Origin of the sequence: Marivirga arenosa, from assembly GCF_030503895.2 — a bacterium.
GTDB classification, from domain to species: domain Bacteria; phylum Bacteroidota; class Bacteroidia; order Cytophagales; family Cyclobacteriaceae; genus Marivirga; species Marivirga arenosa.
The window spans coordinates 2,559,348-2,582,229 of record NZ_CP129970.2 but is presented as its reverse complement, the minus strand read 5'-3'; the positions used below and the strand labels follow the sequence as shown (position 1 = coordinate 2,582,229).

The following is a 22,882-nucleotide window of genomic DNA, read 5'->3' as shown; positions in this document are numbered from 1 at the left end:
AGAACCACTATTTAACTATGAAAAAGTAATTAATTCCAACCACCACCAAGCGCTTGATAAATATTAACTTTAGCATTCATTTGTTCTCTTTTAGTTTCTACCAATTCAAACTTAGACTCCAAGGCATCTCTTTGAGTTAATAGTACCTCCATATAATCTGCCCTAGCAGATTTGAATAGATTATTCGCTATCTCAATGGATTCATTAAGTGCCTGTACTTCTTGCTGTTTTAATTCATAGCTTTTATTCAAGTTATCAACTTTGGAAAGCTGATTTTTCACTTCCATGAAAGCATTCAATACCGTTCTATCATATTCATAAACTGCTTGAATTTGCTTAGCATTGGCTGTATAATAATTCGCTTTAATTGCCCTTCTATTAATTAAGGGAGAAACTAAGTCTCCTGCCAAATTAAATAGCATCGACTCTGGAGTTTGAATTAAATAAGTAGGATTAAAAGCTTGCAATCCTATACCGGCAGTAATATCGAGAGTAGGATAAAAATTAGCTTTAGCTACTTTAATATTTAGCTTTCTAGCTGCTAATTCCAATTCTGCTCTTCTTATATCCGGTCTGTTTTCCAATAGTTGAGACGGAATACCTGCCTGAATACTGTCCGATAATATTTCTATAATATCTTGAGTACTTCTTTCAATAGGCTGCGGATATCTACCAAGCAGATAATTGATTTTATTTTCAGTCTCAATTATTTGCTGCTTAATTCCATACTGCAAAGAGCGCGTATTTAATACTTCAGCTTGAAATTTACGAACTGCTAATTCAGTAACCCTCGATGCTTGTTTCTGAAGTTTTACAATCTTTAAAGCATTTGATTGAATCTGGATATTCTGATTTAGAATTTGCAATTGATTATCTAAAGCCAGTAACTCATAATAGGAATTCGCAATTTCTGCTACCAATTGAGTGATTAAGAAATTCTTACCTTCTTGAGTTGCTAAATACTCCTTTACTGCAGATTCTTTAGCATTTCGCAATTTACGCCAAATATCAACTTCCCATGATGCAATAGCACCTAATTGAAAATCTGGAACAGGTTCCGGCATTTCTCTACCGGGTTCAATATCGGTAGTAGCCTCACTGGCTCCTTCTGGAGTATAGCGCGCTTTTTTTTCAACACCACTTCCTGCTTTAAGATCTAGGTAAGGAAGATACTCTCCCTTCCTAGCTCCTATTTCAAATTTTGCAATGGCGATTTCCTGAAACATAATATTCAATTCCTGATTTCTATTTAGCGCAGTATCAATTAAGGCCAGCAAATGTGGGTCAGAAAAGTATTCTTTCCAGTTCAGCTGAGCCATATTAGTACTGTCTTGCTTTGCACTAAATTTTTTAGGAATTGAATTATTAACCGATTTTTCTATTAATGATGGGGTTTTACAGCTTGTCATAAAAAAGACTGTAAAAACAACCCCCAATCCTATATATAATAATCTTTTATTCCTCATTTTTTATCTTGATGTTCTGTTAAAGGATATTCTTCTTCATATTTGATGAGGTGTTTACCATCTGCTAGTTTCGCAAAAATGTAGTATAAGCCAGGTACTATAATTACACCGAATACAGTACCAAATAGCATTCCTCCTAAGGCTGATGCCCCAATCGTTCTGTTACCTATTGCTCCTGCACCAGAAGCTAACACCAATGGAATTAGACCTGCAATAAAAGCGAATGATGTCATTAAGATTGGCCTAAACCTCACTTTGGCACCTTCAATTGCTGCATTGAATATACTGGCTCCTGCTTGTCTTTTCTGAACAGCAAACTCAACTATCAATACAGCATTTTTACCTAATAGACCAACCAACATTATCAAACCAATTTGAGCATAAATATCATTGTCCAATCCTAACATTTTAAGCAATAGGAATGAACCAAATACACCCACCGGTAGTGAAAAGATAACAGTTAAAGGAATTATGAAACTTTCATATTGTGCTGCTAATACTAGGTAGACGAATATGAGTACGATTACGAAAATGTATAATGACTCATTTCCTCTTTGAGCCTCATCATAAGAAAGGCCTTCCCAGGCTATATCATAACCTTTTGGCAGTGTTGTACTGGCTACTTCTTTTATAGCCTCAATTGCATCTGCAGTAGTATAACCCTTTGCAGGCAAACCTCTGATTGCTGCAGAATTATACATATTATATCGAGTCACCTCATTGGGCCCTTGTTTTTTCTTAAGCGTCATAAAGGCCGAATAAGGAACCATCTCGCCCTCTTCATTTTTAACATATAAGTTTAGTACGTCCTTAGGCAATCTTCTAAACTTCGGATCAGATTGTACATACACTTTAAAGAATCGTCCAAATCGGATGAACCCTTGTTCGTAGGTACTACCAATCAATATGTTCAGATTTTCCATTGCTTTTCCAATAGAAACCCCCTTCTGCATGGCTCTTTCATTGTCAATCACCAATTCATATTGAGGATAGTTGGCTGCAAAGAATGTGAATAGACCTGAAAGCTCTTTTCGTTCTCTTAGGTTATCCATGAATTGATTATTTATCTTTTCAAATTCCTGATAGTCAGTATTCGTTGTTTGATCTAATAATCGCATGGAGAAACCACCAGAGGAACCGAAACCTGGAATTGCAGGTGGCTCAAAGAACTCAACTATGGCTCCTAAATTCTTTGATTTTTCCTCGAGTTCTTCCATAATTTCTTTTACAGAATGCTCACGTTCAGACCAGTTTTTTAAGTTAATCAAACAAGTACCAGCATTTGAACCTCTACCTTCTGTCATGATTTCATATCCAGCTAAAGAAGATACGGTTTCTACTCCTTCAATTTCTTCACAAATTTCCTGAAGACGTTGCGAAACTTCATTGGTTCTTTCAAGCGTTGAGCCTGGAGGAGTTTGAATGATCGCATAAATAGTACCTTGATCTTCACTTGGAATAAAGCCTGTTGGTAAAATTTCATTTTCTAAAAAGATACCAGCACCAAAGGCTAATAAAATACCAAAGGTCAATACTCTCCTATTTACTATTCGCTTCAATAGCCCTGTATATGATCCCGTTAATTTATCAAACCCTCTATTGAAACTATCTAAGCCTTTGGTAAGGAAGTTTTTCTTTTGCTCTTTACCATGATTATTTTTTAACAACATTGCACAAAGTACTGGTGTAAGCGTTAAGGCTATAATTGCTGAAATCACAATCGCACTGGCCATTGTAATAGAGAACTATCTGTAGAAAGTACCTACAGGACCGCCCATAAAAGATATTGGTAAGAACACCGATACCATAACCGCTGTAATAGCGATAATTGCACCACTTATCTCTCCTAAAACCTTTTGCACTGCCTTATAAGGTGTGATCTTAGGGTTTTCTGCAAATTTAGCATGAACAGCCTCCACTACTACTATGGCATCATCTACCACAATACCAATGGCGAGAACTAGAGCGAAAAGCGTAACTAAGTTGATGGAGAGTCCAAAAAATTGTATGACAAAAAATGCTCCTATCAGAGATACTGGTACCGCTAAAATTGGGATCAAAGTAGAACGCCAATCGCCTAGAAATATAAACACTACAAGAGCAACCAAAATGAAGGCATCTCTTAAAGTATGTGTTACCTGTTCAATTGAAGCATCTAAAAATTTAGATACATCATAACTGATTTTATAATCAACACCAGGAGGAAAATCTGCTTTCATTTCCTTCAAGGTTTCTTTTACTTCAGCAATTACCTCACTGGCATTACTACCGTAGTTTTGCTTTAGTACGATCGCAGCAGAAGGCTTACCATCTAGATTAGAATAGATATCAAAAAACTCACTTCCTAATTCTACTTTGGCTATATCTCTTAAATGAATACTCTCCCCTTCAGCATTGGCTCGAATGATAACATCTTCATATTCCTCCGGTTGATTTCGCCTACCCTTATAAGTTAAAACATATTCTAAGGATTGTGCTTCAATTCCGGAACTTCTACCAATTCTACCAGGTCTACCCACAATACTTTGTTCTTCCAAGGCTTTCATTACCTCTTCAGTAGAAATATCATATGCTCTCATACGATCAGGATTCAGCCAAATTCTCATAGCATACTTCCTACTTCCTAGTATTTGAGCTCGGGCTACCCCTTTAATCCTTTGGATTTCGGGGATCATTTTCACATTAGCATAATTATATAGGAATTTTTCATCCATATTTTTGTCTTTCCCATATAAGTTGACATACATCAACATACTTGGCTGTATAGGGGTGATCACAACTCCCTCTCGTTGAACGAGTTCCGGAAGGAGTGGCATCACCTGGTCAACCCGGGTCTTGACTCGAATTACAGCTTGATTGGGATCTGTTCCAGGTTCAAAAATAACCCTTAATGTGGCCTCACCAGCACTGGTGGCATCTGTTGCGATATAACGCATGCCTTGCACACCATTAATTGAGTTTTCCAATGTAACTAGTGTAGATTTCACTAATACGTCAGCACTAGCACCTGGATAAGCAATAAAAATATTAACTGTAGTAGGTGCAATCTTTGGGAATTGAGAAATAGGCAATTGCCTAATCGCTAGCATTCCCACGAATACGATTATAACCGATATCACAATAGCCAATACCGGTCTATGTATAAACCTTTTAAACATTAATTCTTAAGTTTTAGGATTATAAATTACTCTGCGTAAAGCGCTAATTGTGCAATTGCTTTAGAAGGCTCTTCGAAATCGTAATGGATTTCATCATTATCTCTTACTAGCCTTAACCCTTCTAGCAAGATTTTGTCGCCTTCATTCAAGCCATCTGTTACAGCGAAAAGATGTGGTATCTCTTCACCTATCTTTATTTCACGTTGGTGAACACGGTTTTCCTCATCAATAACGAAAACATACTTCTTTTCTAAGTTTTCGAATGTTGCTTTTTGCGGAACTAATAATGCATCCGTTAGAGGAATATTCATTAATATATTTCCTGTTTCACCATGCCTTAATAATCCTTTTGGATTTGGAAAAGTAGCTCTGAACGGAATATTACCCGTTTCGTGATTAAAATCAGCCTCAATAGTTTCAACTATTCCGGTTTGATCAAAAACTTTATTGTTAGCCATGAGCAAATTCACACTTATTGTGCTGTCTCTTTCAACATTGCTCATATAGTCAAGATATTCTGCTTCAGGTACATTATAATACACCCACATTTTAGTATTGTCGGATAAATGTGTAAGCAGTTCTCCTTCTTCAATTAAACTACCCTGACGAACATGGAAACGGTCAATAATCCCATCAAATGGAGCCCGGATTTCAGTGAAGTCGAGATGTACTTTTGCCAAGGCTAACTCTGCCTTAGCTTTTTCATACTTTGCTTTGGCCATTGCTAATTCAGTAGGTGATACAATATCACTATCGGCCAAATTCTTGGTGTTTAAAAATTCAATCTCTGCAAAATTCACTTCTGCTTCAGCTTTTTGAAGCTCAGCCTGATAAAGCCTAGGCATGATTTTGAATAATAATTGGCCTTTTTTTACAAATTGACCTTCATCTACATATATTTTTTCTAAATACCCTCTTTCCTGAGCTCTTAATTCAATATGTTGAATGGAATGAATTTGACTTACATATTCTTTTGTAAATGATGTATCCATTCTAACCGGAGAAGTAACTCGAAATGTTCTTTCAGCTTCTTCTTCATGATGTTTATTTGATTCACAACTAGTAAAAACTACCAAACTAGTGAAAGTGAATAGCATGAGTAATTGCCTCATAATATGATAACTAATTTTAATTTTTTAAATGAAATTGGTTTGAGCGATCGATAAGATGCGCTTAAAGTGCATAGATTAGATGCGTAACATCTATTAAATTGCGATTTGTGGTTTTAAAAAATTAAACTAGGTAGTCTTTCCAGCAATGGAATAGTATGTAAAGGGGAATTTTATAACTCTTTGCAACTACAGTATTAAAAGTAGTATCAAAAGAATTTAAGAATGGATCTGCTAAACCTTCTAACTGAGTATTAGAAAATTCACTATCATAATCATTATCTGAATTTTCTTCATTCTCTTCTTCTCCATTTTCTTGTGAAGATGTATCGTCTTGAGGTAAATCTGATATGGGAGAATGATCCTTGGAATCTTGATTTGAAAAGAAAGTAGAAAATTCTTTTGTTGGCGTATCAAAAATAGAAATTTCAGAATCATCATTAACAACTGCTGCATTGGCAGATACAATAATTCCAATTGACAATAAAATGTGCCAAAAGAATTTTTGGAATATGTTGCTAGTTGATTTCTGCATTTACTTTTTTGAATTATCCGCAAATATAGATTTTAATCGTTGAAATAAAGAAAAAGTTTTTGAAATCTATATTTTAATGATTTTACATATGTTATAAATAGCTCATTAAAATAATATTATAAAACTATATGGATTACATGAAGCACATTAAAAATCAAATAAAACGGGAATTATTGTGGACGAACCCTTAAGTTTAAAAGCTAAATCTGTCTCTATATCATTCACTTACAAAAGTAATATTTATTATAAAAAACTTTATTTTAAGATAAACGTGTCAAAGAATTGAGTAATACAGCTTGCAATTTTATGTAAAGTTGTACATTTGTAGCCCTTTAAAAGGAAGGAGCAAAAATTGACTTATGGGGTTGACCGGTATTGACGGTAAGTGTGAATTATGTATTAGCATGCAGGGTGGAGAATGTACATCCTTAAGTAATTCATTCCAACTATAATTGGCGAATCTAATTACGCCATGGCTGCATAATCTTAAATTTTATTTAAGATAAAGCTTTAAGGGTTGAGTCCCCAAAGGGATTCCCCGGCCACATTCCTCGTTCCTTCGTTTTTCCGGGAGCGATCAAGGAGTGTCGACTAGGAGAAACTAGCGTGGCGATGCTATTAAGCCATTGCGAAACTAAAATAGCTAAGGCCTGCCACAGGACTGTTACTTTCCATAACAGGCTCGAAAACCCAATTAGTAACTAAGCATGTAGAAAATGCATCGTTTCCTTATCCGGACGAGGGTTCGAATCCCTCCAACTCCACAATAAAAGCCTATTGATTGATTTCGATAGGCTTTTTTCGTTTATTGGGGACTACATTGCGGGCTACAATAATTGTTTCACTTTGAAAGTGATTTCTCTAGGCAGAATTAACCTACTGTAATTCAACCGATTTAATAATTATTTAATATTTTTCTCCATTCACTGTTTACATTTCCAATCATTCTTCCTACCTTTGCATCGGCAAATCGGCACGACCAGCTCCTGCTGAATTCCCCCAGGACCGGAAGGTAGCAAGGGTAGGCGGTCGTAGCGGTGCGATGTTGGTTTGCCATTTTTCTTTCCCCTCCCTCTTCTATAATAAATCAACTTACGATTGTAAACTCTTAATAAGACTAAGGTCAGACTTAAATCTGTCAGGTTTTGTTTTGGCTTTTTATGATAGTTAATGTCATTTTGTAGTATAGTTATTTCTAGTAACCTGACAGGTTTGAGATAAGTTTTTTTCAATTAATCTCTTACCTTTGCATCAGATTAATTGAATTCAAAATAACCTTTCTACAAATGAAATTTTTTATCGATACTGCTAATTTAGACGAAATCAGAGAAGCCTATGATATGGGGGTTCTTGATGGCGTTACAACCAATCCTAGCCTAATGGCCAAAGAAGGCATTACGGGTGAGGAAAACATTAAAGCACATTACAAAGCCATCTGTGATATAGTGGATAATAATGTGAGTGCTGAAGTAATCTCAACTGATTACGAAGGCATGTTAAAAGAAGGAAGAGAACTCGCTAAAATCGATGATAAAATCGTGGTGAAAGTGCCCATGATCAAAGAGGGTGTAAAAGCAATCAAGCAATTCTCAGCCGAAGGCATCAGAACCAATTGCACTTTGGTTTTTTCTTCTGGTCAGGCTTTATTAGCCGCTAAAGCAGGCGCTTCTTATGTATCTCCATTTATTGGCAGATTAGATGATATCTCAACGGACGGCTTGACTTTAATTGAAGACATCATCCGCATTTATGATAATTATGGGTATGAAACTGAAGTTTTAGCAGCTTCTGTTCGTCATACTATGCACTTAATTGAATGTGCAAATATGGGAGCTGATGTAGTAACATGTCCATTGAAAGTAATCACAGGATTATTGAAACATCCATTGACTGATTCTGGTTTAGCTCAATTCTTAGCAGATCATAAAAAAGGAAATAAATAAAAGAAGAAATATGAAAGATGAAATTTGAAAATATCCTTTCTTATTTCATCTTTCAACTTTCATATTTATAAATATGTATATAATAAAAGTAAAAGGTAAAGCTAAAATCCCTGATTACATTCAGTTAAGGGACGATAACTTCGTTCTCATTGCCTACTTCAGAGCCGACAGACCCTTAAAGAATTTAGATAAATATGGATTGGAAGGTAAAGAAGAAGCCTTGACAAAAGTTATAAATGAGTTACCTTTCGGAAAAATTCAAGCTCTAGATATATAATATGTCTTTCTCTAACGAACCTGTAATCCGCATTGAAAACGCTACTATCTTTCAAGAAGATAGAGCCATTCTAAGTGACATCACTCTTAAAATTGAAAAGGGGGAATTCGTTTACCTTATTGGGAGAACAGGAAGTGGAAAAAGTTCATTTATGAAAACCCTTTATGCTGACTTAGATTTAAGACTTGGTCAAATGGAGGTTGCAGGATTTAAAATTAATGGCATTAGCTCCAAACAAATAGCGCAGCTTAGAAGGAAAATTAGCGTTATCTTCCAGGACTTTCAATTACTAGCCGATAGAACTGTAGCTGAAAATCTTTATTTTGTAATGAAAGCTACTGGCTGGAAGGATAAGTCGAAAATGAAAAATCGAATGGCTGAAGTTTTAATGCAGGTTGGATTAGGTTCTGTAGATAATAAAATGCCTCATCAACTTTCAGGTGGAGAACAACAAAGAGTGGTTATTGCACGAGCTTTAATTAATGAACCTGTGCTACTAATTGCTGATGAACCAACTGGTAACTTAGATCCAGAAGTTTCAGAAGGTATTTTTAAATTGTTTACCGATATCAATAAAAGTGGTACTGCAATTTTAATGGGTACGCACGATCACAGCTTTCTAGATACTCATCCTGCAAGAGTATTAAAATGCCAAAATGGTAAGTTGTTAGATTCTAAAAAAGAAGATTTTGATTTTAAAAGTAATTATTAATCAATTCTGATAACTTTTAATTGCATTTCTTATTATTAAGAATATGCAAACATCTAATCAAAGACCTGAAATTTCCTCCATACAAAATGGGGCTGAGAGCAATCCAATTGAAGCCTTTCAAAATCAATGTTTAAGACCCATCATTAAGCAGATACATCATCAAATCTTATTTCATTTCTCGATTTGTATTTCGTTAAAACATAAAGGGAAATACTTTGAAACTCCTGAAGACCAAAAAGCAAATTATATTCTTAAAGTCTTAAATACTGATCAAAATTATAAGTTAGAGTTGAAAGGCATGATATTAGGACATTTTACAGAGCAAGAATTCCAGATTTACGCCAATAATTACAAAAAAATAGACAAAAGAATTTTCTCAATTGTAACCGAAAGAATCCTAACTAATCAGCAAGACTTAAAGAAAATTTACTGAACTCATATTTTGAAAGAAATAAAAATTATTATCAAACATAAAGTATAATTATAACTGGCTTTAATTCAATTTCGAACATATCTAATTAGATAAAACCATAAATTAAATAAACATTTCTACCGTTCAATCTTGCAGCAAATACTCATCCCTAATAATGTAAGTTTTATCGAAAAATGTAAGGTAAAGCATACTTACTTATAGGTATATTATTCTATATCAGTAGCATATATAAACTCCTTTTAGTATTTTAAATAATCGTTACAGTAAGAAACTGACTTTATTTAAATATTATTCTAAAATGAAAAAATTATTTACTACACTCGTTTTATTATTTTTCATAGCTACTTCCATGCTAGCTCAAAAGCTTCCTTTCCAAGGATATTTGGAGGAATCTGGAGTACCAGTGGAAGGAACTCGCGACTTCACCTTTAACTTGCCAGCTTACGGCTGGATAGAAACCTTTTCAGCAGTACCTGTTACAAACGGGGTATATAATGTGGTTTTGGGTTCAAATACACCTTTACCGAAGAATATCTTTGGAGGAGTTAGTGAAATATCTATGAATGTTGGTGTAAATAGTACCCCAATTGGCAGTATAACCTTGTACAAGCCATTGGTTAGTGCGAATACACTATTAGATGCAGAACGTGACATGACTATCATTGGCCCAAATGATAGTACTAACCTTAAAATGGGTAGTAATAATTTATATTATGGTAGTGTGAATTTTTACGACTCTTTAGGGGTTCAACAAGGCTTTTTATCAGCGGATCCTGCCGGTGGAAGGCTACAATTAAACCAAAGAGATGGTGGCGGTAATTTTTCAAGTGCCGTTGTAATGAGAACTAATAACACTTCAAGTACTGCACAATTCTGGGGCCAGAATACTACTGCTGATGGAATCACACTGATGATAGAAAATTACATCACAGGAAATCAAATTGACCTTGGCCCTCAAATGTCAGGGAATTATAGAAGATCGGGTACAGACTGGAAAGATAATGCGGGAAATTTATTAGCTGCAATTGGTAATACAAGAGACGAAGGAGGATCTGATCCTACAGGTCATTCCGGTTATTTATCGTTATGGGGTACCAATAGCTTTAATGCACAACTAACTGGAAAGAGATGGATAAATAATGATTTACCTATTTTAGAATTATTTGGTATTAATGATAATGGTTCAGGATTTTGGTTAAGCAATGTTATTGCTGAGGTAAATCCTGGTACTGGAACTGATAATTACGGCAGTTTGCTAATGAGGAATACTGATAATGGCAACATTAGTACAGATGGTCTATTCTTAACTTCAAATTTAAATGCAACTAGTGGTGGTGGAATTGAGGTAAAAGATAACACTAGTGCAAATAGAATTATTTTAGAAGGACAGACTGGTCTTATCTCATCTGAAAGACCATCCGGTGGATCAGCAGTTCGCCTATTCCAAAACTCAGGAAATGGTGGCATTTCGATAGAGAATGCTGCTCAAGATGTTAATTTTAATTACGAGGCGGAGATCAATATACTCGACATGTCAAATGCAGGGGCACCTACTATAACAATAGATGGTTCAATCGGAGACATTACAGCAATAGGCCAAATTGATGCCGATATTTTGTCATCAACATCGGGTACAGTAATTGCATCAGACAGGAGATACAAAAAAGAAATTAACACACTTGAAAATGCGTTGGATAATACATTAAAAATGAGAGGTACTTCATATTTCTGGAAGGACGAGAAAAAAACTCAGAAAAGACAAATAGGAGTAATTGCACAGGAAGTAGAAAAGATATATCCTGAATTTGTCCATACAAATAAAGATGGATACAAAGCCGTTAACTATGCTCAAATGACTGCCGTTCTAATTGAAGCAGTGAAAGAACTGAATGCTAAAATTGAAAACCTGGAAGCTGATAATAAAGAGTTAACTACAGCTTTAAATGAACAACAAAAACTAAATGATAGAATCACCAAGTTAGAAAAACTGCTTTTGGAAAATGCAAAGCTTGCCACTAACGAATAATAATCAATAAATGGTTTCATCTTAAAACGAAACATTATGAAAAAAATATTATCGTTAATCATATTAGCAACACTTAGCTTAAATGTGTTTTCTCAATCATTGCAGAATAACACCTATACAATAAGTGGCGAGAAGCTGGTGAATGGAACTACTAGCATGACTGTGAGCGGAAGTGCTTATAGCACCTCTCCTATTTCATCTGGAGGAACCATTTTGGCACCGGGTTTTCAAAGCTTGTTTAGATCGCAGAATAATCCTGTAACAGCGAGCATTATTGATTCATTGGCTTTGGTTGATTTATATAATGCGACCAATCCAGGAGATACAGCTTGGATTTCTGCAACAGGATGGTTAACTGCTCCGCTTGCGGATTGGCAAGGCGTTTCTTTAGGGCCTACAGGAAGAGTAGAAGAAGTTTGGCTGGCTGATAACAATTTAACGGGAACGATGCCCGAGTCAATCAAAAATTTAGATTCACTCAAGCGTTTCTATTTTTGGAACAACCCTAGCTTGGAAGGTAATCTTTTTGATATCCTTGTGAATTTCTCAGCTTTAGAAAGAGCCTCAGCACATGATTGTGCGTTCACTGGCCCTATTTTACCAGAGATATTTAGACCTGGCTTACTAGAGCTAAGATTATTTAACAATCAAATTACAGGACCTATCCCGACTGAAATTGGAAATGCTCCAGATCTACAGCAGTTTCATTTTGCCAACAATCAACTTAGCGGGCCTATTCCAAATACAATAGGCAACTTAGATCTACTAACAGAATTAAATTTAAGTCAAAATGATAGCATATCGGGAACAATACCTCCAGAGATAGGTCAAATGGAATTATTGACTTTTCTTTTCTTGGAAAATTGTAGCCTTTCAGGAGCAATACCGGCTGAAATCTTAAATGCCCCTTCATTAGTAGAATTATGGATATCGGGAAATGATTTTTCAGGAACTTTACCTGATGTTTTAAATATGCCTAATTTCAGAGCACTCCATGCAGGAGGAAATAGAAACCTTTTAGTTGATTTACCAGATAATCTTGGAGAATTAACTCAATTGGAAGTGTTAATTATCTGGAATACAAGACCAAATGGTGGTCCTTTTCCTGAAGGTGTTTACAACCTAACAAATCTCAGAGATTTAGATTTGTCTGAACAACGTTTCACAGGTTCAATTGATGATAGAATAGGAAATCTAACCAATTTATTTTCCCTATACTTGAGAAACAATTTACTTTCAGGAGCTTTTCCTATTGAAATTACCAATGCAGCAGAGTTGCAAACCCTAGATTTGCGTGGAAATTCATTCAACTTTTTACCAGATATCAGCAGTTTATCAGGTTTGAATTTTGTTTTTCTGGATAGAAATAATTTTCAATTTGAATCACTTCTTCCATATGTAGGAACTACAGTTGATTTCTCATATGCACCTCAAAATCCAATTGGTGCTCAACAGGATATAGATGTTACAATAGGTGGTTCCACTACTATTGAAAGTGCAATTAATAATGAAGCAGATGCAGAATATATCTGGATTCAGAATGGTGATAGCTTGACTAGTCAAATTGATATCAATTTAACTATTGATAATTACAATACGGCAAAATCGGGTAGATATGTATTAAGATCAACCCATCCATCTTTACCTGATTTAGTTTTAAATAGCGCCCCTATCAATTTAAAAATCCAAGGTGGAAGAAGAAACTGGTATGTCGATAACAGAGCGGGGACTATTGCTGATTTTAGATCCTTATTTCAAGCAGTTGCAGCAACTAAGGCTGGTGACACATTATATATAGCAGGTTCAAATGAAATATATGGAGGAGTTATTATTGATGGTGCCAGAGTATTAATTGGGCCAGGCTATTTCTTGGCTGAAAACCCTAATACTCAATTCAATACTCAAGCTGCTAATATTGATTTCATTGATTTATCTTTTGCAGCAGCAGGTACTGAAGTTTACGGCATATCTTCAAGATTATTGAGATTAAATAACCAGTCTTCTGCAGCACCGGATACCTTGAAGAATGTTAGAATAGTTGGTAATAGAATTCGACAATTGTCATTAGGTGATAAAAATGATGGGATTGATGTAGAGAGAAACTATATAGGTAGATTTGAATTCACTGCAACATCAGTACAAAATGTATTTAGATCTTACGATAACATTAATGCATCAAACAATATTATCGACACTGTAAAAACCTTCTTCGATGTAATTAACTCGAGTCGAAATGGCTTAAATAATGTTGTTTTCAATTATAATAATATAAGAGTAATAAATGACAGTATTAATGATGTTAGCTTTACCAATAACATCATTGGTAATCAAGGAAGCGGAAGTAATACTTTTAGCGGAAATATAGCTTACAATGCTGGTCTCTTTACAAATGGCTCAGGTTCATTTACTATTGATAATGATTTTGTACCAGTTGATGCGGCATTACCACAAGGTGCTTTTGCAGGAACAAATCCCTATCAATTAAGTGGCTTACCCCCTGTTCCGTCTATTTATAATATTACAATTGGAACCAGATTATCCGCTGCAGTTAGTGTGAAGAGTAATTCTTCAGAAAATATTCAGAGAATTCGGTATCTCTACAGAAGAAATAATGCATCCTCTACTCCATTTAATGTGAGAGGTTTTACACCTGCTGATGATATTCAAATAGAATTCCTTCCAAATAGATCATCTATTGAACCTAATCAGACTTATAATTTAGTATTTCAGGCAGTAGACGAAAGTGGGAAAAGAAGTCATAGAACTTATATCCCTTATGAAACGATTGCAGGGAATGTTTCAGGTTCAGTAGTAGATATTGAAAATATTAATGTAAATACAGGAAATGTTAGATTATTTGCCATAAATCCATTTGCTAATAAGTATGATACTGCAGCAGTTCAAGCTTTAGGAGGTGCTAACACCTTTAATTTTGAAAATCTAATTTTGGGAGATTATATAATTTTAGCTGATCCTGATCCAGTTGATTATCCTGATTTGATTCCAACTTATTTGGGGAATACTTTGGACTGGCAATTAGCTGATACTTTATTCTTAGAAACAAGTGTTTCAGATATTATAATAGAGGTGGAAAAAGAACCCGCTCCTTTAACCGAGCCAGGCTCAGAAATCGCTGGTTTCCTAGAAGAGGAATTTGAAGAAGCAGATTCTACACTTAGAGCTTTGCCAAGAAGAAGAGTTTCGGGAGCTGGTGTAAGTGTAAGAAGGTTAACGGGTTCTTCGCGAAATACAAATGGTAGTCTAAGGCTTATAGAAAATAATTATGTTTTGGTAGCTTATTTAAAAACCAATGAAGATGGTGAGTTTGTTTTCCCTAATCTACCAAGTGGTGACTACAGAATACGAATAGAATATCCAGGGGTTGAAGTAGATGAAGCTACGGATATTGATTTTAATTTAAGTGGACAACAAGGTGAAGTAGTCAGTGTAGAAGCAGTGGTGGAAGATGGTAAAATTACAGTTACTGAAACTGGAAGAGTAACTGCAAACGAACCTAATAAAAAGGTTTCATTTAGTTTTTATCCGAATCCTGCTCGAGATGAATTAACCTTAAAATTGAAAAACTCTGCAACATCAAATGAGATATTAATTTATGATGTTAAAGGTGTTTTACATAAAAGGATGAAGCTTATAGAAGGTGAAAATAAATTTAGTATTAGCGATTTAGCTGTAGGAACTTATATCATTCAAATTAAGGATGATGCAGGTAATTATATGATGTCAAAGATGATAAAACAATAAATCGTTAAAGAGTCTAACCCACTGAAAATACTCACTCTATACTTTAGGGTGAGTATTTTTTTTAAAAGACAAATGAGAATGGGAATAAATCGGTTGGCTTATCGATTAGGATAAAATTATCATCTGCATCCGTAAAAAGTATTTCAAATCCTTGTTGATGTCTTTTTTCAAATTCTAACATAACTTGTCTACATCCTCCACAAGGTGGCGCACTTGCTAACGCCTCCTCTCCTCTTCTAGTAGCTACAATTGCAATCCTTTTAAATTTCTTGTTTGGGGCTTGAATTCCAGCTCTATACATAGCCGTTCTTTCAGCACACAATCCGGCTGGGAAAGACGCATTTTCCTGATTGGTTCCAGTTATTATTTCACCATTTTCTAATTCAATTGCTGCCCCTACAGTAAAATTTGAATATGGAGAATGTGAATATTTCCGCGCTTCTAACGCAGCTTTCCATAATTTTTGATAATCCTCAGAGAGTTCAGTTATTGAACCGTATTTTTTATAATCAATTTGAATCGTATCCTTTTTCAACTGTCATTTTTGTTTAAATGGGTTACAATATACTATTTACTTCAATTTATGTTTCCTAATGATCACAATATTTTTGGCACCTAACGTTTAGTAAACATGAATAAATTTTGTTTTGTACTTGTAATTATGGTGTTATTTATGGCGAGTTGTAAACAACAGCCCATTAGCCAATCAAAATCAGAATATCAAAGTCCTTCTAGTTTAAACCCTGAGGAACAAACTAATAGGTATAGCAGAAGAGCTCCAGTAGCTCAGGAAACCTGGTTCTTTGGTTTATTGAAAAAGAAACAAAAACTAGACTGGGGAGATCAATTAGTATTGGAATATTACGAAAGAATGGAAGAAAATGCCAAAGAAAAGCGTAAACAAGCCAAAGAAATGGAGAAACCTCAATATTCTGATTGGACCTACTTCGGTCATAAAAGAAAACCAAAAAAACGACCACCTGAAAAAATGAAGTTCTGTGAAGAATGTGGCATTAGGCATTAAACTTTTATTTTAAAGCCAAAGCCTTCACATTTTATGGTTTTGGTTTTATATTTGAAAAAATAAATTTTAATGAGGCGCAGATTTTTTCCTTTTGATAAAAATTATCTATTAGAAAATGCTCAAATGGAGCTTAAAGATTCCTTACTAAATCATATAGTTGAGATAGTAAAGGATATTTATCTACTGAGATATAATCCTTTGGGTTTAAAAGATAAATCAATTGAAAAAATCATAAATACTACCGATTACAATCTTCAGGAACTTTCCAGTTTTTATGATGAGTTAGCAGGATACTATAGATATAAGTATAGCTCTAACCAGTTAGAATTGCTATTCGATGGTAGAGACCATCAAGATAAATACCAAGAAGATTGGACTGAAGCCTTGAGGAACTGGATTATAGAATTTTCAAAATCAAGACACTTTTTAAAAGCTGTTTTGGAAACTGCTATTTTTTACCCAAATGACAAACAGTCTCAATTAGCCTATTCTAGATTAAAAAATTACATTTCAGATCACTTTCAAATTAAAATCTATAAGCATAAAGGAATTGTTCCTTTAAAAATTGCCTAATTATTTTTTACAAATAGCTGGGCCAGATGAAGTTCCTATTCTTTCTGCTCCGGCATCAATTAATTCAATAGCTTGATCATACGTTTTAATACCTCCACTAGCTTTAATCCCTACATGATCAGGTAAAACAGATTTCATTAGTTTCACATCTTCTACCTTAGCCCCTGATGAGGCAAAACCAGTTGAGGTTTTTACAAAATCAGCACCAGCATCAGCACATAATTTACAAGCTTCAACTATTTCCTCATTATTTAAATATGCTGTTTCAATAATAACCTTTAATATTTTCCCATGCTCGTGCGCTAACTTCCCTATTTTTGCCACTTCTATTTTTGGCCACATCATTTCCGATTTAAAAGCAGAAATATTTAAAACTAAGTCTAATTCATCAGCACCATCTTTAATAGCCTGTAAAGCCTCTGCTTCCTTTGTTTGACTCATTTGATACCCAAGTGGAAATCCTATTACGGTAACCAATTGAATATCTGATTTACCAATATCTCTTTTTGCTTTTTTAACCCAAAATGGTGGTACACATATTCCATAAATATTATAATCAATTGCCTCTTGAAGTAACATTTCAATATCAGATGATGTTATTGTGGTGCTTAAATTAGTATGCTCAATGTATTTTTGTATATTTCTCATATTGTTTACTTAATTGATTAAAATGATTAAAAAGTGTATTCTTCATGCTTTTTTAACCTTACTATTAATAACATCTGAATATAAAAATGTTTCAGGTCAAAGTATAAGATTTGGCTTTGAAATAAACGAAGGTAAAAATAGTACTATAATCCCTTTCAAGCTCAACAGTAATTTAATCATTGTAGACGTATTATTTGAAGGAGTTATTCCACTAAAATTTATAGTAGATACTGGTGTTACTAATACAGTTTTAATTGATAAAACATATAGCGATATTTTAAATATAGAGCCTGACAGAAAACTAACACTAGTTGGAGCTGCTGGCCTAAGAGAAGTTGAAGCATTTATAGTTAATAGAACCAGTATAAAAGTTGGAGAGGTAACTGGAAATAATATATCATTATTAATACTTAAAGAAGATTACTTAGACCTAAAAGAAAGGATTGGAGTTAAAGTTCATGGCATTTTAGGATATGATTTCTTCAAAAACTTCATTGTGAAAATAGATTATCATAATGAAATATTGAAGATTTTTAATCCATATAATTTTAATCGCCCTTTATTCTTTTATGAAAGAATTAATATGTCTGTTGAAAATAGTAAACCCTATATTTTTCAAAATATTGCTGTGAATGATTCAACAGTGATAAAAACGAAGTTAATGATAGACACTGGCGCTTCACATCCTTTAATGCTGCATAAAAATAGTAATGAATATCTAAACCTTCCTGAAAAAAATGTCCGAGATATATTAGGTGCCGGTATCGCTGGAAATATTGAAGGTCATGCAGCTAGAATTCCTAAACTTTATATTGATAAATATAAACTTGAGCAAGTTGTAACGAATTATCCAGATTCAGGTGCTTATCATGATATCATTGTTAATACAGGTAGAAATGGAACTATAGGGGGTGGTGTTTTAAAAAGATTTAAAATGTATTTTGATTATGGCAATGAAACACTATACATAAAACGAAATGGTTTTTTAAAGAAAGAATTTAAGCATGATATGAGTGGCTTATCAGTAATTGCCAAAGGTGAATATTTTTTAGAACCCTATTATGAAATTGAAAGGGTTCGTGAAAACACACCCGCCTGGGAGGCAGGAATAAAAGTAGAAGATAAAATTATGAGCTTAAATGGAATAAGAGGTAAAGATCTAAGCCTAGAACTAATTAATAATACTTTAAGTAAAAAAGACGGTAAAAAGATAAATCTTACCGTCAAAAGAGGTGATCAAATTCTGGAATTCACTTTTTACCTAGAAGCTTTTATATAAACATTCTTTTTAAGCTTCTTTTACCAGATCTATACTTAATTTTGAAATACTGTTGAGTCTTCTTGAATTTTACAGCGTTCCTTAATGCATTATATATTCTAAGCTCACTAATTCCATCTTTCATCAAATACTCTTGTACCCCAGATGTAATTTCTTCTCTATTCTCTGATTTCAATAAGGTTATAGAAATCATGTCTTTACTTAAAGCATTAACATTTTTAATAATAGTTTTCAAAGGGGCAATACCTAAATTATCATCCAAAACTATGCAGTTAGGGTGCATTAAAGTAATTTTACTTAATACATCTTCCTGAGTAAAAGCTGTCTCAATCCTTTTAATTTTACCCTTTAATTTCGACAGCTTGTCATAAATACTGCTCATTTCAATAGGGTTATTTCCCACTAATAACACACTGATATCGTGATTCATATTTGCTTTCTTCCCAAGACTAAGTGTTTTTATCCCTTCCATAACCCTATGACTATATTACAATTTATTATTTATTTTATACAATATACAAAAGCAAACAGACAAATACTAGACTATTTCTATAACTCACAATATTTTATCGACAAATATCAATTACAACTTTTATTGCTTGAGTTGGTTTTTAACTTATGAAGATTTTATTAACTGGTGCGAATGGATACATAGGTAGAAGACTATTGCCAATTTTAGTCATGCAAGGGCATGACGTTATTTGTTTTGTAAGAGATAAAAGAAGGATTGAATTAGAGGACAGATTAATTGATAAAATAGAGTTTTATGAGGCTGACCTTTTAAAACCTGAAGAACTAGAAAATCTTCCAAAGGATATCGATGCAGCATATTATTTAGTTCATTCAATGGGTAGCTCTTCAAGAAAATTCCAGCAAATGGAACAAGAGACTGCGGAGAACTTTGTAAAAGCAATAGACACGACAAATTGTAAACATATTGTTTATCTAAGTGGAATATCAAATGACGAATATCTCTCAAAACACCTAAGCTCAAGAAAAAAAACAGAGTCTATTCTTAACAATGCAAAAGCCTCCCTTACAGTATTAAGAGCAGCAATCATAATTGGCTCAGGTGGTGCATCCTTTGAAATAATTAGAGATATAGTAGAAAAACTACCTGTAATGGTGGCACCTAAATGGTTAAGAACAAAATGCCAGCCTATTGCGATCCGAAATGTAGTAAACTATCTCTCTGGTATTATTGGAAAGGAAGAGGCGTATGGCAAAACATTTGACATTGGAGGGCCAGATATACTTACTTATAAACAAATGCTTCTCATTTTTGCAGAGGTTCGTGGTTTAAATAGGTATATATTAACATTACCAGTATTAACCCCACGTTTAAGTTCTTACTGGCTTCATTTTGTTACCTCAACTTCCTACAAAATTGCAAGAAGCTTAGTTGATAGTATGAGAAACGAAGTAATTGTTCAAAACAAAGGAATAGAAGAAATAGTACCTCAGCAGCTTATTACATACAGTGATGCAGTACAAATGGCATTTGATAAAATTGCACAGAATGAGGTAGTGTCAAGTTGGAAAGATGCATTAGCCAGCTCTAAAATCAATACAGAATTATTAGAATTCGTCAAGGTTCCTTTTCATGGTTGTTTTGTAGATAAAAGATCATCTTTCTTTGAAAGAGACCGATCTGAAGTTTTAACAAATATCTGGAAAATAGGTGGCGATAGAGGTTGGTATTATTGGAATTTCTTATGGAAGATTAGAGGATATATGGATAAAGCAGTTGGAGGCGTTGGACTAAGGCGTGGAAGAAGAAGTCCTGATCAATTAGTCGCAGGTGATTCATTAGACTTTTGGCGTGTATTAGTTGCAAATAAAGAAGAAGGTAGACTTTTATTATTTGCAGAAATGAAATTGCCTGGAGAAGCATGGTTGGAGTTCAAACTTTCAAAAGAAGATGGAAAGAATAAGATTACACAAACCGCTACATTCAGACCCCACGGGTTATTAGGACGGCTTTATTGGTATAGTATCATAGTATTTCATGAATTTATTTTCAATGGAATGATGAAGAGTATTATCAATCATCAAGAAAATGATAATCTAGAATTAGCTGATATCAATTGAGGATTGTGAATATGCTGATGTAAAATACTAACCAATATATCTTCTGTTTCATTTTCATAATTTATACTAAAATAATCTTGCTGTAGTATAAAGTTTTCAATATCACTGATATATTTTAAACTTAATTTTTTTAATACAGAAACTCCCATTTCTTCCAATGCAGCGGCATTGCATTTTTGCTCATACTGTGACATCATTGGAATGACTAATAACTTTTTCTTTAAAAATAGAGCTTCAGCAGGACCTTCAAATCCTGCTCCGCAAATTAAGCCTAAACTGGATTCTAAACTTTTAAGATATGACGTATTATTAATTGGTGTAAATTCAATATTATCTCTATTGTATTTCTTATTACTATGTTTTGTAAAAACTTGAAATTTAGCTTCAACTCTCATCAGTACTTTGGCTATTCTCTCATCACTATAAGCAGGTAAATAAACTGTAAAATAATCCCCCTTTTTGGGTTTTAAATTTCTGATTTCTTTACGTATAACCGGGGTAAAAGTGTTTTCTGAATACCTTCTAAAGTGAAACCCATAGTTAATTTTTGATGGTGCGTAATATTTTAAAATTAGGTGAGATAAAAATTCAAACTTTTGGGGTCTTGGGGAAAAAGGATGAATAACTGAAGATTGATGACTCAAACCAATACATTTCTTAAAACGAAAAACGCAAGCCCATGCAGATACTGGTTCAAAATCATTTATAATAAGATCATATTGAGAAAGTTGCAAACTCATAATTTCTCTTATTAATCGAATCGGCTTAAATTTTTTAATGGTCTGCCATATATCAATACCTCCATTTTTTCCAAAAATGAAACTTAAGCCATAAAAATGATATTGTATTGAATATTCTAATTCAACATCTGCTTGAATTCCACTGATCAAAACATCTACTGATGCATACTTATTCAGAATAGGAATTATTTCTCTTGCTCTACTCACATGCCCATTTCCAGTACCTTGAATTGCATATAATACTTTCATTACTTTTCATTTTTCAGAAAGGTACTTATGTAATATGACTTGAATATCAACTCAAAATCATGAAATGATAATGGAATTATTAACTTACTTAATAGTATAGAAAATGGTAGGCATTAATTATCTCCAGCCCTCTTCACCTTTTAGTGGCACAAAACTAAAATTGGAAAATACTTCTTTGGATATCTTTCTGTCAGAAACCTTTGTGAGCCTTAACATCTGTTGAGTCGTATTATCACCTACAGGGATAACAAGACACCCTCCTATTCTTAATTGCTCAATTAACGAATTAGGGACTGTTGGAGCACCAGCAGTTACTATAATCTTATCGAATGGCGCATGAGCCTTCAATCCTTTTGAACCATCTCCTTGAAAAAAATGAATTTTGTAACCTAATTGAGGTAGGAAGTTCTTAGTCCTCTCATAGAGTGGCTTTTGATATTCAATCGTATATAGGTTGGCTCCTAAATCATGCAAAACCATTGCTTGGTAACCTGATCCAGTTCCAATTTCTAAAACTTTATCACCTGGTGAAATATTGAGTAGTTGAGTTTGAAAGGCTACAGTGTAGGGCTGTGAAATTGTTTGCCCATGGCCAATCGGAAAAGCTTTATCCTGATAAGCATGTTCAAGAAATGCATTTTCAAAGAATATATGTCTGGGTATATTCCCCATAGCTTCTAATACTCTTTCGGAATTTATCCCTTTCTCTCGCAGCTTCTGAATAAGCCGCCTACGCATTCCCTTATGTTTATAGCTATCCTCAACCATTTTTCAAACTTATAAAATTTTGAGGATTAGAAGTGAACAATCATAAAAATAAAAGGTAGAATCTCATTAAGAAATCCTACCTTTTCTGT

18 protein-coding genes, 2 other RNA genes and 1 pseudogene are annotated in these 22,882 nt (G+C 34.0%); 12 read left to right on the top strand and 9 right to left on the bottom strand.

Features of this window, described 5'->3' with window-relative positions; genetic code table 11:
• Window positions 1–29 precede the first annotated feature (29 nt).
• The 4 genes and pseudogenes from QYS48_RS11325 to QYS48_RS11310 all read right to left on the bottom strand — a co-directional run bounded on the left by QYS48_RS11325 (window position 30) and on the right by QYS48_RS11310 (window position 6,268).
• Window positions 30–1,466 carry a TolC family protein gene (locus tag QYS48_RS11325; protein WP_308355998.1) on the bottom strand — a complete coding sequence of 479 codons (1,437 nt, stop codon included), beginning with the start codon at window positions 1,464–1,466 and terminating at the stop codon, window positions 30–32.
• Window positions 1,463–4,624: pseudogene (locus QYS48_RS11320) on the bottom strand (efflux RND transporter permease subunit). Before QYS48_RS11320 ends, QYS48_RS11325 begins: the two are co-directional and overlap by 4 nt.
• A gap of 26 nt (window positions 4,625–4,650) precedes the next feature.
• Complete coding sequence (locus QYS48_RS11315) at window positions 4,651–5,736, bottom strand: efflux RND transporter periplasmic adaptor subunit (RefSeq protein WP_308355997.1); 1,086 nt, start codon at window positions 5,734–5,736, stop codon at window positions 4,651–4,653.
• A 121-nt stretch (window positions 5,737–5,857) separates the two neighbouring features.
• On the bottom strand, window positions 5,858–6,268 hold the full coding sequence (locus QYS48_RS11310) for a hypothetical protein (protein ID WP_308355996.1): 411 nt from the start codon (window positions 6,266–6,268) through the stop codon (window positions 5,858–5,860).
• 361 nt (window positions 6,269–6,629) lie between these two features.
• Between QYS48_RS11310 and ssrA the strand changes: the two genes are divergently transcribed.
• The 8 genes from ssrA to QYS48_RS11270 all read left to right on the top strand — a co-directional run bounded on the left by ssrA (window position 6,630) and on the right by QYS48_RS11270 (window position 15,421).
• Window positions 6,630–7,035, top strand: a transfer-messenger RNA (tmRNA) gene (gene ssrA / locus QYS48_RS11305).
• A gap of 195 nt (window positions 7,036–7,230) precedes the next feature.
• An RNA gene (ffs, locus tag QYS48_RS11300) (signal recognition particle sRNA small type) lies at window positions 7,231–7,328 on the top strand.
• Window positions 7,329–7,554: 226 nt separating this feature from the next.
• On the top strand, window positions 7,555–8,211 hold the full coding sequence (gene fsa / locus QYS48_RS11295) for a fructose-6-phosphate aldolase (RefSeq protein WP_308355995.1): 657 nt from the start codon (window positions 7,555–7,557) through the stop codon (window positions 8,209–8,211).
• 73 nt (window positions 8,212–8,284) lie between these two features.
• Complete coding sequence (locus tag QYS48_RS11290) at window positions 8,285–8,488, top strand: fructose-6-phosphate aldolase (RefSeq protein ID WP_302104297.1); 204 nt, start codon at window positions 8,285–8,287, stop codon at window positions 8,486–8,488.
• A gap of 1 nt (window position 8,489) precedes the next feature.
• Entirely contained in the window at window positions 8,490–9,200 is a 711-nt protein-coding gene (locus tag QYS48_RS11285) for an ATP-binding cassette domain-containing protein (RefSeq protein WP_308355994.1), read from the top strand.
• A gap of 43 nt (window positions 9,201–9,243) precedes the next feature.
• Window positions 9,244–9,633 (top strand): hypothetical protein, encoded by a 390-nt coding sequence (locus tag QYS48_RS11280; RefSeq protein WP_308355993.1) that lies wholly within the window; start codon window positions 9,244–9,246, stop codon window positions 9,631–9,633.
• A gap of 298 nt (window positions 9,634–9,931) precedes the next feature.
• Window positions 9,932–11,659, top strand: a complete 1,728-nt coding sequence (locus QYS48_RS11275) for a tail fiber domain-containing protein (protein ID WP_308355992.1) — start codon at window positions 9,932–9,934, stop codon at window positions 11,657–11,659.
• A gap of 36 nt (window positions 11,660–11,695) precedes the next feature.
• Window positions 11,696–15,421 carry a T9SS type A sorting domain-containing protein gene (locus QYS48_RS11270; RefSeq protein ID WP_308355990.1) on the top strand — a complete coding sequence of 1,242 codons (3,726 nt, stop codon included), beginning with the start codon at window positions 11,696–11,698 and terminating at the stop codon, window positions 15,419–15,421.
• Window positions 15,422–15,482: 61 nt separating this feature from the next.
• Here QYS48_RS11270 and cdd read toward each other — a convergent pair whose 3' ends face one another.
• Complete coding sequence (gene cdd, locus QYS48_RS11265; RefSeq protein WP_308355989.1) at window positions 15,483–15,956, bottom strand: cytidine deaminase; 474 nt, start codon at window positions 15,954–15,956, stop codon at window positions 15,483–15,485.
• Window positions 15,957–16,052: 96 nt separating this feature from the next.
• On the opposite strand from cdd, the gene QYS48_RS11260 reads away from it, so the two are divergent.
• Both QYS48_RS11260 and QYS48_RS11255 read left to right on the top strand, forming a co-directional pair.
• On the top strand, window positions 16,053–16,445 hold the full coding sequence (locus QYS48_RS11260; protein WP_302101735.1) for a hypothetical protein: 393 nt from the start codon (window positions 16,053–16,055) through the stop codon (window positions 16,443–16,445).
• A gap of 69 nt (window positions 16,446–16,514) precedes the next feature.
• Window positions 16,515–17,018 carry a hypothetical protein gene (locus tag QYS48_RS11255; protein WP_302101736.1) on the top strand — a complete coding sequence of 168 codons (504 nt, stop codon included), beginning with the start codon at window positions 16,515–16,517 and terminating at the stop codon, window positions 17,016–17,018.
• On the opposite strand, the gene deoC is transcribed toward QYS48_RS11255, so the two are convergent.
• Window positions 17,019–17,666, bottom strand: a complete 648-nt coding sequence (gene deoC / locus QYS48_RS11250) for a deoxyribose-phosphate aldolase (RefSeq protein ID WP_308355988.1) — start codon at window positions 17,664–17,666, stop codon at window positions 17,019–17,021.
• A gap of 22 nt (window positions 17,667–17,688) precedes the next feature.
• On the opposite strand from deoC, the gene QYS48_RS11245 reads away from it, so the two are divergent.
• A complete protein-coding gene (locus tag QYS48_RS11245) occupies window positions 17,689–18,945 on the top strand; it encodes an aspartyl protease family protein (protein WP_308355987.1) in 1,257 nt (418 codons plus the stop codon).
• Here the strand turns inward: QYS48_RS11245 and QYS48_RS11240 are convergent.
• Window positions 18,938–19,417: a hypothetical protein gene (locus QYS48_RS11240; protein WP_308355986.1), complete on the bottom strand. Its 480-nt coding sequence runs from the start codon at window positions 19,415–19,417 to the stop codon at window positions 18,938–18,940. The two genes, QYS48_RS11245 and QYS48_RS11240, sit on opposite strands and share 8 nt — an antisense overlap.
• Before the next feature lie 146 nt (window positions 19,418–19,563).
• Here QYS48_RS11240 and QYS48_RS11235 point away from each other — a divergent pair, with 146 nt between their 5' ends.
• Entirely contained in the window at window positions 19,564–21,036 is a 1,473-nt protein-coding gene (locus QYS48_RS11235; RefSeq protein WP_308355985.1) for an SDR family oxidoreductase, read from the top strand.
• On the opposite strand, the gene QYS48_RS11230 is transcribed toward QYS48_RS11235, so the two are convergent.
• Window positions 20,997–22,025: a glycosyltransferase family protein gene (locus QYS48_RS11230; protein ID WP_308355984.1), complete on the bottom strand. Its 1,029-nt coding sequence runs from the start codon at window positions 22,023–22,025 to the stop codon at window positions 20,997–20,999. The genes QYS48_RS11235 and QYS48_RS11230 overlap by 40 nt on opposite strands.
• A 117-nt stretch (window positions 22,026–22,142) precedes the next feature.
• Window positions 22,143–22,793, bottom strand: coding sequence for a protein-L-isoaspartate(D-aspartate) O-methyltransferase (locus QYS48_RS11225; protein ID WP_308355983.1), 651 nt, complete (start codon window positions 22,791–22,793; stop codon window positions 22,143–22,145).
• Window positions 22,794–22,882 lie beyond the last annotated feature (89 nt).

Excerpts from the sequence above, each read along its gene's own strand:
- QYS48_RS11325 (WP_308355998.1), bottom strand. The coding sequence starts at position 1,466 with ATGAGGAATAAAAGATTATTATATATAGGATTGGGGGTTGTTTTTACA.
- QYS48_RS11315 (WP_308355997.1), bottom strand. The coding sequence starts at position 5,736 with ATGAGGCAATTACTCATGCTATTCACTTTCACTAGTTTGGTAGTTTTT.
- QYS48_RS11310 (WP_308355996.1), bottom strand. The coding sequence starts at position 6,268 with ATGCAGAAATCAACTAGCAACATATTCCAAAAATTCTTTTGGCACATT.
- fsa (WP_308355995.1), top strand. The coding sequence starts at position 7,555 with ATGAAATTTTTTATCGATACTGCTAATTTAGACGAAATCAGAGAAGCC.
- QYS48_RS11290 (WP_302104297.1), top strand. The coding sequence starts at position 8,285 with ATGTATATAATAAAAGTAAAAGGTAAAGCTAAAATCCCTGATTACATT.
- QYS48_RS11285 (WP_308355994.1), top strand. The coding sequence starts at position 8,490 with ATGTCTTTCTCTAACGAACCTGTAATCCGCATTGAAAACGCTACTATC.
- QYS48_RS11280 (WP_308355993.1), top strand. The coding sequence starts at position 9,244 with ATGCAAACATCTAATCAAAGACCTGAAATTTCCTCCATACAAAATGGG.
- QYS48_RS11275 (WP_308355992.1), top strand. The coding sequence starts at position 9,932 with ATGAAAAAATTATTTACTACACTCGTTTTATTATTTTTCATAGCTACT.
- QYS48_RS11270 (WP_308355990.1), top strand. The coding sequence starts at position 11,696 with ATGAAAAAAATATTATCGTTAATCATATTAGCAACACTTAGCTTAAAT.
- QYS48_RS11260 (WP_302101735.1), top strand. The coding sequence starts at position 16,053 with ATGAATAAATTTTGTTTTGTACTTGTAATTATGGTGTTATTTATGGCG.
- QYS48_RS11255 (WP_302101736.1), top strand. The coding sequence starts at position 16,515 with ATGAGGCGCAGATTTTTTCCTTTTGATAAAAATTATCTATTAGAAAAT.
- deoC (WP_308355988.1), bottom strand. The coding sequence starts at position 17,666 with ATGAGAAATATACAAAAATACATTGAGCATACTAATTTAAGCACCACA.
- QYS48_RS11245 (WP_308355987.1), top strand. The coding sequence starts at position 17,689 with ATGATTAAAAAGTGTATTCTTCATGCTTTTTTAACCTTACTATTAATA.
- QYS48_RS11240 (WP_308355986.1), bottom strand. The coding sequence starts at position 19,417 with ATGGAAGGGATAAAAACACTTAGTCTTGGGAAGAAAGCAAATATGAAT.
- QYS48_RS11235 (WP_308355985.1), top strand. The coding sequence starts at position 19,564 with ATGAAGATTTTATTAACTGGTGCGAATGGATACATAGGTAGAAGACTA.
- QYS48_RS11230 (WP_308355984.1), bottom strand. The coding sequence starts at position 22,025 with ATGAAAGTATTATATGCAATTCAAGGTACTGGAAATGGGCATGTGAGT.
- QYS48_RS11225 (WP_308355983.1), bottom strand. The coding sequence starts at position 22,793 with ATGGTTGAGGATAGCTATAAACATAAGGGAATGCGTAGGCGGCTTATT.